Annotated in this window: 11 protein-coding genes and 1 other RNA gene; 8 read left to right on the plus strand and 4 right to left on the minus strand. The window is 49.6% G+C overall.

Going from position 1 to position 17297, the window contains the following annotated elements; genetic code table 11:
• Nucleotides 1–2 precede the first annotated feature (2 nt).
• A complete protein-coding gene (locus tag K3T83_RS06935) occupies nucleotides 3–5336 on the minus strand; it encodes a hypothetical protein (RefSeq protein WP_220202239.1) in 5334 nt (1777 codons plus the stop codon).
• A gap of 523 nt (nucleotides 5337–5859) precedes the next feature.
• On the opposite strand from K3T83_RS06935, the gene K3T83_RS06940 reads away from it, so the two are divergent.
• The 4 genes from K3T83_RS06940 (at nucleotide 5860) to aat (ending at nucleotide 9978) form a co-directional block, all read left to right on the plus strand.
• Entirely contained in the window at nucleotides 5860–7140 is a 1281-nt protein-coding gene (locus K3T83_RS06940) for a glycoside hydrolase family 3 protein (RefSeq protein WP_220202240.1), read from the plus strand.
• Between the two features lie 36 nt (nucleotides 7141–7176).
• On the plus strand, nucleotides 7177–7617 hold the full coding sequence (locus K3T83_RS06945) for a hypothetical protein (protein WP_220202241.1): 441 nt from the start codon (nucleotides 7177–7179) through the stop codon (nucleotides 7615–7617).
• Between the two features lie 61 nt (nucleotides 7618–7678).
• On the plus strand, nucleotides 7679–9394 hold the full coding sequence (locus tag K3T83_RS06950; RefSeq protein WP_220202242.1) for a lipopolysaccharide biosynthesis protein: 1716 nt from the start codon (nucleotides 7679–7681) through the stop codon (nucleotides 9392–9394).
• A complete protein-coding gene (aat, locus tag K3T83_RS06955; protein WP_220202243.1) occupies nucleotides 9391–9978 on the plus strand; it encodes a leucyl/phenylalanyl-tRNA--protein transferase in 588 nt (195 codons plus the stop codon). The genes K3T83_RS06950 and aat overlap by 4 nt, the downstream gene beginning before the upstream one ends.
• Before the next feature lie 5 nt (nucleotides 9979–9983).
• Here the strand turns inward: aat and K3T83_RS06960 are convergent, their stop codons facing one another.
• Nucleotides 9984–10904: a cytochrome c oxidase assembly protein gene (locus K3T83_RS06960; protein ID WP_220202244.1), complete on the minus strand. Its 921-nt coding sequence runs from the start codon at nucleotides 10902–10904 to the stop codon at nucleotides 9984–9986.
• A gap of 118 nt (nucleotides 10905–11022) precedes the next feature.
• Nucleotides 11023–12240: a sensor histidine kinase gene (locus K3T83_RS06965; protein ID WP_220202245.1), complete on the minus strand. Its 1218-nt coding sequence runs from the start codon at nucleotides 12238–12240 to the stop codon at nucleotides 11023–11025.
• Between the two features lie 330 nt (nucleotides 12241–12570).
• On the opposite strand from K3T83_RS06965, the gene K3T83_RS06970 reads away from it, so the two are divergent.
• Complete coding sequence (locus K3T83_RS06970; RefSeq protein ID WP_220202246.1) at nucleotides 12571–13722, plus strand: glycerate kinase; 1152 nt, start codon at nucleotides 12571–12573, stop codon at nucleotides 13720–13722.
• A gap of 447 nt (nucleotides 13723–14169) precedes the next feature.
• Nucleotides 14170–14370, plus strand: a complete 201-nt coding sequence (locus tag K3T83_RS06975) for a hypothetical protein (protein WP_220202247.1) — start codon at nucleotides 14170–14172, stop codon at nucleotides 14368–14370.
• Between the two features lie 90 nt (nucleotides 14371–14460).
• Here the strand turns inward: K3T83_RS06975 and rnpB are convergent.
• An RNA gene (gene rnpB, locus K3T83_RS06980) (RNase P RNA component class A) lies at nucleotides 14461–14857 on the minus strand.
• Between the two features lie 193 nt (nucleotides 14858–15050).
• On the opposite strand from rnpB, the gene rnc reads away from it, so the two are divergent.
• Nucleotides 15051–15731 (plus strand): ribonuclease III, encoded by a 681-nt coding sequence (rnc, locus tag K3T83_RS06985; RefSeq protein WP_220202248.1) that lies wholly within the window; start codon nucleotides 15051–15053, stop codon nucleotides 15729–15731.
• 68 nt (nucleotides 15732–15799) lie between these two features.
• Nucleotides 15800–17251, plus strand: a complete 1452-nt coding sequence (rpoN, locus tag K3T83_RS06990; protein WP_220202249.1) for an RNA polymerase factor sigma-54 — start codon at nucleotides 15800–15802, stop codon at nucleotides 17249–17251.
• The last annotated feature ends 46 nt before the right edge of the window (nucleotides 17252–17297 follow it).

Below are 17297 nucleotides of genomic sequence, written 5' to 3' on the forward strand. Positions count from 1 at the left end.
GATCACCGTGTCTTTTTTGGATGGTTCAGTTGCCAGATTAAGTCCTGATTTTGCTTAAACAATGACTCATTCTCTTCACGCATACCCTGTAGCTCAGCCTCCAGAGCAGCATTATCCTTGACTACGCGGTCCAACTCAGCATCCAACTCATTACGTTCACGCAACACTAAATCAAGATCAGCCTGGACAGCATCTCTTTCCTGTAATACCAGATCAATATCTTTATTCAACGCCTCCCTATCACGGGCAGCTCGATCTAATTCTTCATCCTTAATGCCATGTTCCTGCTGCACTTTTTCCAATTCTTCCTCAAGCGCCTGAATGCGGTTCTGTTCTTCAAGAATCTTGGCCGTCAGAGCATAAATTTGTTTTTTATGCGTTTCTTGTTCTTCTTTCAGGTCACTTTGCAGTTGGGCAATCCGTGATGTGTAGCGTGTTCCTAACAGGACACTAAACAACTCATGGGAAGGGCTTCCCTCCTGGCTGGCATCGCGTAGCTCTTGCAGCTTCTCCACATCCCAATAACCACTGGCAAGCAGCCCCCCAAGAGCGTGTAGCGCAATCGTCAATTTCTCCGGGAACAACATACTGGTTCTAGTAGAAGATAACCCATAGGCGCTGATATTTTGCGCGTAATTCACAATGAGATCGGGGGCTGACATCAAGCCCAATACAGACGCGATTTCAGCACGCAATTCAATCGAGGTTTCAGCATCCTGAAAATCTCTCAAAAGCTGCTGCTGCGTTTTTGTGCCAAATAACAAAAGCACATAGCTTAACTGCTTACGATGTTGTGGATACTCAGCTAAAATCTGTATCAGATGCTCAATGATAACAGATTCATCCGAAAGCAGCAAGAGGGCTAACACACGTATATTCGCATCATTCATTCCATGTTGTTGCATATATTCGATCATTTCAGGGATCAGCACCTGATCGGCAGGATGCATTTTGACCTCATCCTGCAATCGTTCGAGCAACAACGCAACCGCCATAGCCGTCTTCTCCGGCTGATTACCAACTAGCAGCGCAATCAATTCATCCTTAATGTCCTCTGAACGCATGCTGTGGTATACTTCCAGTGCAGCGTCTCGGCGAGCAATATCACTGCTATCGCTGTGAGCGGTCCATATAAAAGACAGAGCAGGAACGCCCATATCACGGAGAACGTTCTTCGCCGCTTTCGCCACCCTCCCGTTCTTCTCGGTAATCAATACTCCAACACGCGATACGGCAGGCGCGCCGATCCTGACCAGAGCTGCTTCGGCACCACGTCTCCGCTCCTCGGTATAAAGGGCAGCGATCAGATGATCGAGAACGGCGTCTTGAGATGCCGCCGTTTTGCGAGAGAACAGCACCAGCGCCTCCGAAACATCATCGATCAGGTGAGCATCCTCCAGACCGTCTAAGAGCGCTGGCAAGCTCACATCAGCGAGTTCATTGGTCAGCACGTCAAGCAACATCTTATGCGCACGCTCGGGAGGAGGAGGCGCAAAGAGATGAATTACGGCGCGCACCACCTCCACCGGCTGCTCGCTCTGTCGCACCAGAGCCACAATGATACGTTGCGCACGCTCCCGAGCAGCACTTCTCTGGTCATCGAGGCCCGACACCAGCGGAACGAGTATATCTGATCCAAACAGAGGCAACAGGGCGGCGGCGGCATCTCCCCGCTCATGGTCGCCAAGCAGATCAACCAATGGCGAGACTGCCGATTCTGGATGTTGCAAGAGCAGCATATTGACGGCTCTTCTCATTGCCGATTGATCCAGCATCTCTAAAAGAGGTGGCACCACTATTGGCCCTGGCATCTCCTGCAAGGTCTGATAGATATAGTGGCGGACGCGCTCATCCTGATGCAGCAGATGGTTGACGAGGATTTGAGCTGCTTCAATGCCCTGTTTTTTGAAGATGGCAATAATCTGAGCAGCTTGATTCGCTGAACTATGCTCAAGAGCCACGATCAAGGCGGCACCAGGAAAAGGAGTCATAATCAGGATAGCACGTTGCAGACGAGGAGACAAAACAGAAGACAGTTCGATATTCAGCGCGTCAACCAAACCATTCAAGGCGACAACACCCAGCCCTCCAAGCGCATCAACTGCTTCTTCATAGATTTGTGGATTGACAGCTGAAAGTTGCTCTAACAGAGGGGCAACAACACGTTCCTCGGCAAAACGGCTCAGGGCGCGGATGCAGGCGATGGTCAACAACGTCTCAAGGTCTGGTGACTGCAAGAGCGTAATGAGCGGAGAGACGACACGAGCGTCATGGACATGCTCAAGCACCTGCACCAACAGCCGTGTGCGCTCTGGGACAATGGGAAAGAGAGCCTCCATCACTGGCACCACAACCATTTCGCCAATGCTGGCAAGGATCTGAGCAGCTTGATCAGCCACCACCTCAGCTTTTTCGGAAAGTACCAACTCAATCAAACCAGGAATGCACTCCGGGGCATAGACCAGCAGTGTCTTCGTCACCTGCTTCTGGATTGCTGACGACTGTTCAGCAAGCATGCTGAGCAGTGCAGGAAGCGCACGTCTATCGCGCACGACATAGAAGATTTCGATGATCCGTAGACGCACTTCTTCCCCTGGTTGCTGCAATTGCTCTAACAGGTGAGGTGTTGCAACTGCTCCTATCTCTTGAAAGGCAAGCACAACGTTGTGGGCTACCATCTCATTTTGAGAGGCCAGAAAACGCATTAGCACCTCAATGGCCTTCTCCCAACGACGGTCCTGTACGCTACCTCGCTCGGTTCTGCGAGCTTGCCGTACCAGAATCTCACGGGCTAGAAGTTGTATATCTGGTTCAGCCTGATACTGCGAGGTGAGTACAGGAACAATAGTCTCTAACACACGCTGACACTGCATCAGCGACAATTGCCGCCGGGCATCGGTCTCATCGAGAAATCGTCCCAGTATCAGCAGTGCCGCACGGTGAGTACGCTCAAGGTAGGGTCCAGGTGTACGCTCCTCAATCAATTGCAGTACACGCGCCAACGTTAACTCAGGGCCAAGACGAACCAGAGCGCTCGCGGCACGTTCGGCAATAAACTGTTCGGTATCCTCAAGGCGGGCCAGCAGAGGCTTCACAGCGCGGGCATCGTGCGTCCCACCGAGAATATTAATCGCCGCCGTCTGGAGACGCAAACTGCTTGTGGATGCAGGTTCGCTGAGATAGGTCGCACGCTCGACCACGACCCCCCCAAAGCGACTCAGCACGCGATTCAGGCGTTTGACCTGTGCCTCATACGCAATATCGTCAACGGCATCCTGAAGATGAGTAAAGAGCAACTCTGGCACAATATTCTGATCTAACAACGTGAGCAACTCATCGACACCGTCCGCCATAATAAGCGGCAAGAGAGAACGGTATACCTCCTGCCCTCCCTCTTCGGCGCAACGAGTGAATATGCGCGCCAGTTCCTCCCGTGCCGCCCGATTGCGAACAGCAATAGAGAGCGCATCTTCAACGCTGGCGGGCAAGACGACGGTCCGCTGGATTTCTGCCTGGGGAGGAGTCCATAATACACCGACACACACAAGAGCCAGCGCCAACGCCTGCAAGACATAAGCAGGATTGTTTTGCCCTAAAGCGCCGAAGCGTTCAGCCAACACGAGCGGATTATTCAACAGACCAGCCCAGATAGCAATCGGCTCGCTCCAACGGCCCACATTCTCTAGCAGATCTTCATGAACCGCAAGCGAGGAAGGCTCCTTTTTTTGCGTCACAGAGAAAAAATACTCGGCCACAAAATATTCAGCAATCAACTCGTGGCGAAAGCTTAAGACGCCATCATCGCTGATCTCTATCAAACCAGCACTGCGCGCAAACTGTAAAAGCTGCATCAAATCATCGTAGGGCTGAGATGGAGGAAGCATATCATCGTCGGCAAATGGTCCACGCGCCGGGTGCTCGTCCAGCCAGAACTGCAACTCATCGCTCCACTCTTCAAGGGATACTCGACGACGCCCTTCAGAGAAGGAAGTCACGCGTAACTGAATAGCGTTGCGATCATTAGCCCAGCGAGCGGCGCTGGCAACCTCGCTCAGGAAACGCACCACTTCGCGCTCGGCAGGAGCGCCACGACTCCATCTCGGCTGCTGCTGTTCATAGAGGATCAATTGTTTCACATATTCGCGCAGCAAACGGCCTCGTGTATCAATCTGCTTTCCGCGCTCAACGCCAATGCGATCAATAATGCCCATCAAAGTAAAGAGCATCATAGGATTGGTGCAATGATAGCGCAGACGGCTACGATCAATCACCTGCACAATCTGTCCCGCCGTATGTTGCCAGTGCAAATCCTGTCGCTCGACATAGCGCTCAACGAATTCGTGTACCTGCTCCGGCTGGAGTGGATAGATGATGGCGCAGGAAGCGCTCCCCTCATTCACCAGTTGGATAAAATCATGCTGCTCGCGATAATCCACCTCTCGACATGTCATCACCAATCGATTACGGCTATCATGCATCAATTGTGCCAGTTCCTCGCCAACATGCGATAGATAATTGCTATCCACCTCATTTAGCCCATCGCACAATAACAGGAGACGCCCCTGCCGTGCCAATCGCGTCAAAAGTGGGCGCAAATGGCGCATTCCAGAAAGATCGCTCTGTACAAGAAAATCAAGCAACGTAATCTTTGCCATCATCGAGGCTGCATCAGCATCAGAGGCTGCAAATTGCATTTCTTTTTTAAGGAAGAGACTATAATTCTTCATGGGAACGTAAATAGGGATTCTGCCGCGCCGAAAGACGAGTCGCCAGGGTCGCTGAGAAGCGAGATACTGATATACGCGCAATGCAGTCGTTTTGCCCGCTCCCGGCACACCCAGAATCATCTGATGCGCATCCTGCTGCTGGACCAGATCAAGAATTGAAACGTTCTCTTGTAAAGAGAGAGGAGAAGCGGTTCTCTCCTGACCATAATTCTCGGTGGCCTGACGAAGATTGGTCAGAGCGGTCAGAGGCGTGTAGAGTTTATGCTGCTCCTCTTGCGCCTTATGAACAGCGCGCAGATAGGATACCAGTTTCAATGGTGGTATTGCTAAAAATACAAGGAAGAAGAGAATCAAGAAAATCAATAATGGGATCAAGAGTAATTGAGGTGTTTGTTTAGGAAAAGCTAACAGATCTGCAAGGAACTGTTCAGGATCTTGCAGCAGATGAAAAGGATTCCACCACCAGAGTATACTTATCGCAAATAAGAGCAAAAAGAGAGTGACGCTGGCACTGATTAGAAATGCATAGAGGAAACGCCGAGAATGAGTCTTTCGTGTTGCATTTGCCCGTTTATTAATTGGGGTTGTCAGTCCTTGCTCCTGTATCATTCGTTCGAGACCTCTCGATGAAAGTAGTAGGAACAGTATAGCTTATATCATTCATCGGGACAAGCACTAGTAGTATATCGACAAAAAGAGTGAGTTACACATGAGATTACGCATAGTGATGTCAGAGCGTTGGCTTTTTTCTGAAAGCCATATTCTTCCCCTCTTTACAGTAAGACGCTGTAAAAGGGATATCATCAAAGAAATAGGACATATGACCTGAATATTTTTTATTCACAAACGATTTCTCCTATTGTTACTTTCTTTTTCTAGCCGAGTTTATTGGTATGTATGTTATAATTTTCCGCGTTACAACTGTTGTAGATGACACGTTCGTAAAAGTGCATGAGTTTTTTTCTACTACAAATCACGCACGACAAACCGTTATAACCACTCTCAAAAGGGGGGTGCGCACGTGACACCAACTGGCCCCGAACCAACTGAAGCGACACCGGACAAAAAGATTGCCGATCAGCAGCACGCAAAATCACCTCCTGCCTCATCTACGAATCTGAGGGAGGGAAACATGAACAGATGGAAAGCTTTCCTCTTGCTCGTATTGGCAAGTATAATCCTTGCTCATGCGCTCAATGCAGGAGCGATCCAGTTTATTGGTCCGCAAGGGTGGGCATCTACATTGGATATAAGCTCGACGAACGCAAATGCCGATTTATTAAAGAGGGTCGATCAACAGTTGCGAAAAACTCCAGGAACCTTATTTCAACACTCGCAGACCAGGATCACCCCGCAACAATATATCAATACCATCGTTGAAAATATGACACTAGATATGAAATTGGGGCAAATGTTTCTTGTTCAATTTGTGGGATCGGACTACTCATCTGATCTTGATACAATGCTCACTCAATATCATGTAGGAGCGGTTTTGATCTTTGCGGCCAATCAAAATATCGTGAGCAGGCTACAATTGAAGGGGCTTATTCAGCAAATGCAGCAAAATAGTCAGCTTCCTCTGGCAGTAGCAATAGATCAGGAGGGTGGCTATGTGAATCGTCTCATGAAGTTGAACGGTCCACGCCCAGCTGCCGCAGTCATTGGGGCGAGCAACGACCCCCAGAAAGCACGAGCGGCAGGTATCCAGGACGCGCAGGATCTCGCCTATTATGGTATTAATCTCAACCTGGCACCTGTGATTGACGTAGATAACAATAGCAGCTCAGAGCTACATCAAGATCAGCGCACCTATGGGAACACCCCGGCCAGGGTTACACAGATGGCTGCGGCCTATTTGCAAGGGTTGCAACAAAGCCGCAAGGTACTTGGAACGCTCAAACATTTTCCAGGATTAGGTAGTGTCACGGTTGATCCACACGTGGGAGTAGCACAGCTTCCACGCCCAAAGGATCAATTGGAGCAAATAGACTGGCAACCATATCGCACTTTGATTCAGCAAGGAAATGTCCATGCCATCATGGTTACGCACGAGATTGTCACAGCCATTGATCCTTCTCGGCCATCAACGCTTTCGGCAAAGGTCGTGGCAGGCATATTGCGAGACGAGCTTCATTATCAGGGGGTTATTATGACCGACAGCCTGACCATGCAAGGTATTACCGACTACACGCCAGAAGATCAATCCGCTGCGCTAGCTGTAGAAGCAGGCTCAGATCTGTTGATGGGAGCCTCGACGCCAAGAGATGTCGCCTCTATGATCGCTGGCATGAAAGAGGCACTTCATGCTGGCACGCTGAGCGAACAACGTATCAATGCATCGGTACAGCGTATACTAATGATGAAATACGAAATGGGATTGCTGTCTCTACCCAATACTGCATCCGATAAATAACAATCATCGATCACAACATTTGGGAGAAGCCTTTTCATGTTCAGCACAAGCACGACAGGGCAAAAAGCGATAAATTATAGACATATATCTATCATAAGTCTGGTTGCAGTTGAAACTGCTCTGGTCATGATGGCACTGGTGCCTGCACAACTCTGGACGCGCCTCTTACCGCAATCTACGGCCAGTGCGCTTGATGGTCCCTTTCCACCAGTTATTGCACCTGTCATTACAATCCTGCTGTATGTTACCCCATCTGTCATAGGATTTCTGTGTCCTGGTTGGCAACGAGCGCTACTTTATGCTACATTACCGGCGTGGATCGGCTTAGGCGCTTTCCTGGTTGCTGCCACTTTCAAAGTCGGTATTTTTTATCTCGTCTCGGCAGATCACGTCACGGCAAATGTCAGTATGCTAGAACTGTTTGCAGTTCTGGGAGGGATTGGCTGGCTAGGACGATATTTGTTCAAATTACGTTGAAAAATATAATGAAAGTATCCCTATTGATTGTTCATACATTTTAGCAAGATGGTTTATTTCAATGATGAAGAATAGCGATAAAATGAAAGTAGCAGGAGCAGAAGTCAGATCCATTGATGAGGACAGCACGTTATCTGTTGCAGCCAGCACTGAAACAGCAGATAATGCGCTGGCTGAGGAGCCTCATGGTGAAGTCGAGGCCCAACGCCTGCTAAAACGTACTCCGAATAGCTACCTGTACAATCAAGCGTACGGTCTCTGGTTCTTTATTTCCTGGTTCTTTCTTACTGTCATTATTACGCACGAAGTCTCTGCTGCCCAATATGGTGTTTTCGCGATTTCGTTGACGGCATACAACACCATCCTGTATATTGTAGCGCTGGGCCTGGAGGACGCATTAACTACCTACGTCCCGCGCATCTTTGCCGAACAAGGACAGGCAGCCGCCGCCTCTCTCACAAGACGATTACTACTCGCGCGCCTTATCGTATTAGTTATCAGCGTGGGCATCATGCTCTCTGCACTGCCAGTTATTGGAGCGTTGATTGCACACTTGCCAATCAAAGGAGCAGCAGCAGCGGCCACGAGCCTGAACAATCCTGAATTGCTGGCGCACATCACTCCCATCACAATTTACGTTCTCGGCAGCAGCATTGGAAGCTTGCTCAATGCGGTCTGTGCGGCTCTCATGCGTATGCGTATCGTGTTTTTTATCGGCAGCATCACCCAATGCGTCCTCTTAGGGTTAGGATTTGGCGTGCTGCAACTGGGAGGAGGCATCAACGGGTTGTTGTGGTTGCTGGCGATTGGCTCGCTTTTCAACGCTGGCGCATTCGCATTGTGGCTCTCTCCATTCCTGTTGACACGAGGAGCAAGCTATAAACAGGCGCTAGGACCAGTGATTAAGCTGGGCATCTCAGCATGGCTCACAAACCTGGTCACGGGCGCTCTCCTCAAACAGGCGTCGATTATCCTGCTTAGCGTTTTTGCGGTCTCGCTGGTGGATGTGGGCTACTTCAACCTCTCCTTCCAGCTCGCCGATTCAGCGAATCTCTTGCTGGTGGCAGGCTTCGGCGGTGTCTCCAGTTCAGCATTAGCAGCAGCTTTTGTTGGCAAAAACTATGAGCGCTTGTCGTACTCATGGCGGGCACTGATCAAAGTGGAGACTTTGCTGGCAGCTCCTGTGCTGGTTTTCTGTCTCTTCAACGCCTCTAACATTACCCATGCACTCTACGGCAGCCAATATGATCCAGTAGGGCCACTGCTGGCGATCTTCCTCTTTTTTAATATTATCTTCCGCGTCCTGGGCACCTTGATTCACCAGCCAACGCTCTACGTCGTGGGCAAGGCTCGTCTGGTGGTACTTGGTCAATGGGTCGGTATGCTGGCCGTGATCGCGCTGGGCATTCTATTTATTGGCTACTTCAAGCTGGGTCCATCCGGTGCTCTTATCGCGGATGGTGTCGCAAAATGTATCACGGGCATATTGCTGCTGGTGTTTCTGTGGAAAGATCTCCCACACAAATACCCGCTCGGCTTTTCGTTGCGCTTCTTGCTCGCTTTAACGCTGGCTGCGCTGCCCGGGATTCTCTGGCACCCATCAGATCGCATCTTGCTCACCATCTCTGGATGCCTGTTCCTTATTCTCTGTTGCGGCCTCCTGTTCTGGATTAAGCCGCTGGATGAAGAAGATATCGAAATGCTGGGAAGCATGAACCCAAAGATTGCTAAATACTTAGGCTGGTTCGCCAGAAAGTCTGCGGCAGGAGTCAAATGAGCCAGGAAGTTCCAGAATTGCTCGATCCGGGCATAGTTATCAACGCCTATGCGCAGGGGATCTTCCCGATGGCAGATCCATCCGGCAAGATATACTGGTATGCACCTGATCCACGAGCGATTCTGGAACACGATAACCTACATATCTCACATTCCCTACGCGCCACGTTGCGCAAAGGCACCTACGAGATACGTATGGACACGGCATTTGAGCAGGTCATACTTGGCTGTGCAGAACGCGAGGAGACGTGGATTAACGATACGTTTATCGATACATATACGTATTTCCATCGCGTCGGTCTGGCTCACAGCGTAGAGGCCTGGAAAGATGGGCAGCTTGTGGGAGGATTATATGGAGTAGCGCTTGGCGGGGCATTTATGGGCGAAAGCATGTTCTCCCGCGCCAGAGATGCCTCAAAGGTCTGTCTGGTGGCGCTGGTTGAACATTTAAAAGCGCGAGGCTATGTGCTGCATGACACTCAGTTCACGACACCGCATCTGAAAACCCTGGGTGTCACCGAGATCCCACGCCGTGTCTACGAACGTCGGCTCCAGTCCGCGCTACAGCTACCTTGTCACTGGTAATGCGGTTAAGAGCTTTGCTGCTTTATTTCTGCTACCGGAACCTCATCCTCTTCTTCCCACTCATCCTCCTCTTCTTCTTCCATTTCAGCGAGTCGCTGCCTTTCGCGATCGGCTGCCTCCGTGCGCAGTTCAATCTGCTTGAGCCAGCGGAAGAAGAGGGGGGTCATGACCAGGAGATCAACCAGACCGGGGATCAATAGCAAAGCACCAGCCGCCGCCTGATCAGCAAACGGGGTAAGGCCCATTTGTGCAGGTACAGCGTTCCAGGCTGCGATAGCAAATTGTTCTGGAATCACATAATGAGGATAAAGAGGAACCCCACAAAAGACCAACACAAAAGCATAAATATCAACTGGTTGCCCATCAACAAACGCATAGAACATCTGCACAGGATAACTCATCCTGCGCAATTCCTGCACTGACCCGATGAGCGGCCACCAGTTGAGCAGAGAAAGGAGGAAAATACTGAGCATTTGAATGTGATACAGTGTTGGATCGGCCATTGCAGCATCATAAATGAGAGGCGTGTGCCAGAGCAGAAAATTGACATTAAACAGAATCGAAACCAGCAATGGACGAGTCAGCAAACGCGTGAGATGTTTAACAACAGGCAATTCAATGAGCGGTTGCAATACTATCGTGGGACAACCAGCAAGCAATAAAGGCGAACAGACCGTTATCAGAACGACTATAGCGGCTATATGAATAGTAAATAACTGAGTACGACCTATCGTATCAACCGGGGTCAATAACATGAGAGCCGCCAGAATAATGCCGGAGAAAAACGCTATAATCCTGTATACGCTCACCGTTTTTTGCTGCATACGCATGCGGCCAAGCCTCAAAAGATAGGCCGCGACAAGTAGCAATAAAACGATTATTGCCTCTGGATTTACGGGCCAGGTAGAAGATAAATCATAAAACATCTAACTTCCTCTTCCTCTTCGCAAACAAAGCATCATCAATTCTTTGCAAGATCCTGCACTAAGTATAAGGCAACTTTTGAGCACATGCAACGCGAGAAGATGAGCAGAGAAAAGATGCTTACTCACCAGAAACATGCAGTTCATTGCTAACTGGCACCACAGATGGCTCCCTGGTGAAATGATTGGCAGCACCTTTTGCAACGACTCGGGAGTGAGGAACACAGGGTAGAGTGAAACGAAACGTACTCCCTTCACCCGCAACACCCGTACTTTCTACCCAGATCTTTCCTCCCATTGCTTCGATGAGCTGCTTGCTCACATATAATCCCAGGCCAGTTCCGCGCACCTTGCCAGAAATATCGCGCTGCAAACGCACAAATTGTCCAAATAAGCTGGAGATATTCTCCGGGGGAATACCAGGGCCGAAATCTTTCACGCTAATACAGATCTCTGGGGAGGGATGATCTCGCTGCACCAGCGCCCCGTGAAGAACTGCACTCACAATAATAGGGGTATCATGGGCAGCATATTTCGTCGCGTTCGAAAGCAGATTGCGTAATACCTGACGAAAATACTGAGCATTCGCGCGTACCACTAAATGAGAGGGAATATCCATCTGAATAGCATATTCCTGTTTCCGGCGAGGATCAAAATGCTCAATAACTTCATATACCACATCAGCAACCGGCAATTCTTCCACATACAGATGCTCTTTCTCATTCCCGATCTGAATGGTATCAAGCACATTATTGACCAACAACTGTAATTCTTCGCTGCTATACATAGCATTTTTGAGAAATGTCGCTCGCATAGATGGTTCAAGTTGCTCATTATACTCCAGCAACAATTCCAGATAGCCATAAACAGCGGTAAGAGGGGTACGCAACTCGTGATTGACATTCAAAATGAATTGATCCTTCATCTGGCTCAACTCACGCTGTTGCTCATAAAGAGATGCCACCTGTTGCCGTGTCTCATCGGAAAGATCGATCAACTCGCGCAAAGAGCCAACAAGCAGCCCTTCGATAAGCAATACAAAACTGCCAATCCCGACAAAAGAAACGAACTGCATGGATTGAAAGATATTGATATCGGCAAGTAGATAGAAAATGAGCAAAAAAACGAACAATATACAGAGAAAGATGAACATTCCCCGTCTTTTAAATAACCAAGCGATCAGAGCAACTGGAATAGTCAAAAAGGTGCCGCTGTATGACGCAGGATAGGTCAATATATACAGTATCAGGCAAAGAAGCCCAGAAAAGACCGCTATCGTCAGACGAGATGTATACGATAGAGTAAGCATAAAACGAAGCCAGCTATTTAAATAGCGCACAATCCTTGTTTTCCTCCCTGGTACTTGGAGCTATTCACCCTCCTTCTGCACACACAATATCCACGTTGCAAAAATATGGTAGAGAGATATGACAATACAGCAGATGTCACAACCGGAAACCTGTTTTTCTCGACAAAGTTAAGTTATTTTAGCACGCAACAAACAATATTGCCACATTCTTGTTATACAACAGCGATGCACCAATACCCTGATACTATCATTACAATGGGAAAAAATGGATAGCAATATGGCAACCTGGGATAGCTTGCCGCGATAGATGCAGGCTGAAGTATAATAAATGAGAGTTTCGACCATTGAGAAGGAGAAGGTATGCGTATTGTTATTGCCCCACAATCGCTGAAGGGAAGTCTTACGGCAGCTGAAACAGGCCAGGCTATCGCTCAGGGAGTGCGCCGCGTCTATCCAGAAGCAGACATCGCAATCGTGCCCATTGCCGACGGAGGAGAAGGCACAGCGCAAGCGCTTGTAGATGCGACAGGGGGACAGCTCATAACACAACAGGTCACTGGACCACTGGGGGAGGCGGTACAGGCATTCTTTGGCCTGCTAGGAGATGGCCAAACAGCGGTGATAGAAATGGCCACATGCGCAGGATTACCGCTGGTTCCGGCAAATCAGCGCAATCCACGCATTACAACAACCTATGGAGTGGGTGAACTGATTCGGGCCGCCCTGGACGCACAGTGTCGCCATTTCATCATCGGTATCGGGGGCAGTGCAACCAATGACGGTGGAGCAGGCATGGCTCAGGCGCTAGGAGCCACGCTCACAACTGAGTCGGGAGAACCGATTGAAAGAGGAGGAGCTGCTCTTGCCACGCTTGCCCATATTTCGACAAGCACAATGGACCCGCGCTTGCGCGAATGCACGTTTCAAGTCGCCAGCGATGTCACCAACCCTCTCTGTGGACCAATGGGAGCATCAGCCGTTTATGGACCACAAAAAGGGGCAACACCAGAGATCGTGCAAGAACTGGACGCAGCCCTCGCCCACTACGCCCGGATTATCGCACAGGATCTCCACCTTGCTGTCGATCACATTCCCGGCGCGGGCGCAGCTGGTGGATTGGGAGCAGGATTGATTGCATTTCTCGGAGCAACATTAAAACCTGGTGCGCAGATCGTTCTGGAAGCAGTACAGTTGGAAGAAAAACTACGCACTGCTGACCTGGTCATTAGCGCTGAGGGGAAGCTCGACGAACAAACGGCCTATGGCAAAAGCGTTGGGGCAGTGGCAGCACTGGCAAAACGCTATCATCTTCCGGTGCTGGCCCTTGCTGGTGGCCTGGGCGAACAGTATCGGACAGTGTATGATCTGGGAGTCGATGCCGTAGCCGTACTACCAGATGGTCCTATGTCTCTAGCATATGCAATGGAACATGCGGTAGCATTAACCAGTAATGCGACAGAACGTACCCTGAAAATATTTCAGATGGGAGCGACTGCACGACATAGGGAATGAAGCAGGATATCGCTTGAAATCAGGGATCGATAGTGCCATCTCTATAAGTTCAATCTTCACTCAGCATATCAGATATGCGGTATTTCGATAGTCGGCACTGTTCACTTTAAGTGGACAGTGAAGGACTTTTGTGCTACTATACACACAGAAGTCATCCTTTCCGATGTTTCCTCTGTACCGATTAGTTGAAAAACGGCCCTCATTTTGTTCCACGGCCCACCTTTGAATTTCCACAGTTAAGGACGTTTATCAGAATAGGATAGTATGATAAACATAGCTGGGAAAAATAAACAGGCATTGCGGATCAAAAAATTTGATGCAGGCCGGAAGGTTGTATCTAGAGAGAGGTCTCGCACGTATACGAAGTAACGAGTAGACCATCGAGTTCCAGGATGCGTTTCTTACCCCGTAGTCCGTTTTTGCTTGCTCACAAGGGAGTATCATCTTATGCAAGAACACTTTTATGCAACTGAAGACAAAGATTTCCAGCGTCTACTGTCTCTTGGATTCTCTGATATCGAAGCCACTCGGCTTGCACATATGAAAAGCCATGTCAACGACCAGATTGAATATCGCGAAATGCTCGAAGAAAGCCGTCGTCTCAAATTTATGCGCTGGCTTATTGAACATGACCGCATTAGCCGGTAGGTAGTGGGCAGGGCATTACTATCATCTAATGGTATTATAGGCAAAAAGGACAGGAGGAGATTTCCTTCTGTCCTTCTTTTTGTTGGTGTGGAGTTGAGGGAGCCGTAAGCCGAATTCTGTCCCCATGTCGCCTCTCGACTACATGGGGGGCAACCATCTATCTAGGACGTTAGTTACCTAACGCCTCAAGCGACCAACCCGAAGGTTCACAAGCGAGCAACCTGCTAACCCCTATGCATTGCACAAGGGCTATCCCCTCTGCTTGGTCTTGCTCCAGATGGGGTTTACCCAACCAACCAGTCACCTGGCTGCTGGTGAGCTCTTACCTCACCATTTCACCCTTACCTGGCCGTTGGCCTGGCGGTATGTTTCTGTGGCACTATCCTTGAGATCACTCTCACTGGCCGTTAGCCAGCATCCTGCTCTATGGAGTTCGGACTTTCCTCGGACCGTCATCTATATGATCCGTGATTGCCTGTCTTCCTCAAATCCACCACAAAAGTGTAGCATATCTTGCCCACCACGTCCAGTCCAAAAAAACCGGAGCTTTTTCCTGAGACTTTTCAACAAGGAGCATTGCGAACTGAAGAAAAACGCGTTACAATGGCGATAGAATACGAGAATAGGCGGTCTTTTGAGGATTCACCAAATGAAGCAGAAATGTTGTTAGAGGTGTAATAATGAATGAAGAGTTAGAAGCGATATTAGGGGTACATTTTCAGGATTCGGGGCTTCTTCGCCTGGCCCTTACACACCGTTCATATATCTATGAGGCTGCTGGAGAGGGCCAAAGCTCGAATGAACGCCTGGAGTTTCTGGGAGATTCAATTCTGGCTCTGGTCAGCGCTGACTTTCTCTATCGCACCTTTCCCAACCTGACCGAGGGCGAGCTAACTGATGTGCGGGCAGTACTGGTAAGAACCGAGACACTGGCGAAGTTTGCCCGTGATATAAACCTGGGAAAATACCTGCTGATGGGCAGGGGAGAACAGCATACAGGCGGCGGGCAACGCGTCCAGGCCTCTGCATTTGAAGCCGTGCTGGGTGCAATTTACCTTGACCAGGGATTAGCGATTGTCCAGCAATTTCTTACTCCACGCCTTGAACCCATCGCGCTCAATATCGTCTCCAAGCGGCTATTCAAAGACAATAAATCACTCTTCCAGGAGCTAGCACAGGCCCACGAGGGCATTACCCCATCGTATCGGCTCGTCAGCCAGGAAGGACCATCCCACAATCGCGAGTTCACCGTCGAAGTCGTGTTGGGCGACAAAGTGGCCGGAAAAGGGCAAGGACGAAATAAGCAAATGGCAGAACAGGAGGCTGCACATGTTGCTCTACTCAACCGAGGCTGGATTTAGACGTAGCAAGAGTCAGACATTTCGTAAATAACCAGGCAAGAGGGAAAGAGGGGAAGCAGGGGAAGAGTATGAGATTAGAGCAAACACCCAGATCAGAGCAAACCTTGCGCGTAAGTGCGAGGTTAATTACATCCAGCACCATTCTCCATCTATCGTCAGATGAATTAGAACAGGCAGTCAATCAGGAACAGATAGAAAATCCAGCGCTCGAAGTTGTTGAGCAAAAGGTTTGCCTCTTCTGCGGTACGCGTATTTATGGGCAAACCTGTACAGCATGTGGTCACGCAGCCGAGCCAAACGAGCCGCTTGTGCGCTTTGAACACACTAATGGACAACCCCGGACCGATGACCTGCACGGGGCCAATACTTACTACGACATCGACAACTACGGCTTTGCCGAGATCGATGACGATGATGCCTACGATCTCCTTGCTCATATTCCAACAGGCGCAACACTGGTCGAAACGCTTTTACAGCAATTGGAGGCGCTCATTCCACCCGATGACGCACTGATAGCTGAGCAACTGGTAGGAAACCTCAACGAACGCGGCTATCTGGAAATAGGGGTTGAAGAAATCGCCGATCACCTTCAGCTGCCAATACAACGGGTTGACTACGTCTTGAGCCAACTCCAAACGCTGGAGCCGTTGGGCATCGGCGCACGCAACGCTAGAGAATGCCTGCTTATTCAACTGCATGCATTGAGCGAGCAGAGCGCTCCGCATCCATTAGCATACGCGTTGATCGATCAATATCTCGATCAATTGGGCAAAAATCAGTATCATGAGATTGCTCGCAAATTGAAAGTCACAGAGCAAGAGGTTCGGCAGGCAACTCATTACATACGCAGCACATTGCATCCCTTTCCAGCTCATACATATGATGCGGGGACACATTACGTGCATCTTGAAAGTGGTGCCACCTATATTCGCCCCGACATCATTATCCGCAAAGGAGAGAGCGGTTTTGAGATAGAACTCGTTGAGGAGAAACGCTACCGTTTTACCGTTGAGACCAACTATACGGGAGTGGACCTGGAAGGCAGAACGGCCAATTTTGCCAGCCAGGAGGTCCAGCGCTATATGCACCATCATAGTGATCGAGCAAGATTTTTTGTTGAATGCATTGAACGGCGGTGGAAAACATTGCGGCGAGTTGCCGAACTGGTAGTGGATTATCAACGCGAGTTTCTAAGCAAGGGAATACGCTATTTACGCCCACTAACCCGCGCAGAGGTCGCGACACGCCTGAACCTGGACGAGGGAACGGTCAGCCGGGCAACAGCCAATAAATACGTTCTGTTACCCAATGGACGCCTGATTCCATTTTCCGACTTTTTCGATAGTTCGCTGGGCATCAAAGATATTTTGCGCGAACTTATACAATCCGAAAATCCCAGACATCGCCTGAGCGATGAAGAGCTTGCACGGCTTATGACCGCACGTGGGACGCCGATGGCACGCCGCACGGTCACGAAATATCGGGAAGAAATAGGGATTGGATCTTCGCGAGAACGATAAAGAAAGGGGTGACTAACCAAGCAATCACCCCACACATATACTATAA

This window comes from Reticulibacter mediterranei, from assembly GCF_016587455.1.

Coding starts and splice junctions, on each gene's coding strand:
- K3T83_RS06935 (WP_220202239.1), bottom strand. CDS start 5,336: ATGATACAGGAGCAAGGACTGACAACCCCAATTAATAAACGGGCAAAT.
- K3T83_RS06940 (WP_220202240.1), top strand. CDS start 5,860: ATGAACAGATGGAAAGCTTTCCTCTTGCTCGTATTGGCAAGTATAATC.
- K3T83_RS06945 (WP_220202241.1), top strand. CDS start 7,177: ATGTTCAGCACAAGCACGACAGGGCAAAAAGCGATAAATTATAGACAT.
- K3T83_RS06950 (WP_220202242.1), top strand. CDS start 7,679: ATGATGAAGAATAGCGATAAAATGAAAGTAGCAGGAGCAGAAGTCAGA.
- aat (WP_220202243.1), top strand. CDS start 9,391: ATGAGCCAGGAAGTTCCAGAATTGCTCGATCCGGGCATAGTTATCAAC.
- K3T83_RS06960 (WP_220202244.1), bottom strand. CDS start 10,904: ATGTTTTATGATTTATCTTCTACCTGGCCCGTAAATCCAGAGGCAATA.
- K3T83_RS06970 (WP_220202246.1), top strand. CDS start 12,571: ATGCGTATTGTTATTGCCCCACAATCGCTGAAGGGAAGTCTTACGGCA.
- K3T83_RS06975 (WP_220202247.1), top strand. CDS start 14,170: ATGCAAGAACACTTTTATGCAACTGAAGACAAAGATTTCCAGCGTCTA.
- rnc (WP_220202248.1), top strand. CDS start 15,051: ATGAATGAAGAGTTAGAAGCGATATTAGGGGTACATTTTCAGGATTCG.
- rpoN (WP_220202249.1), top strand. CDS start 15,800: ATGAGATTAGAGCAAACACCCAGATCAGAGCAAACCTTGCGCGTAAGT.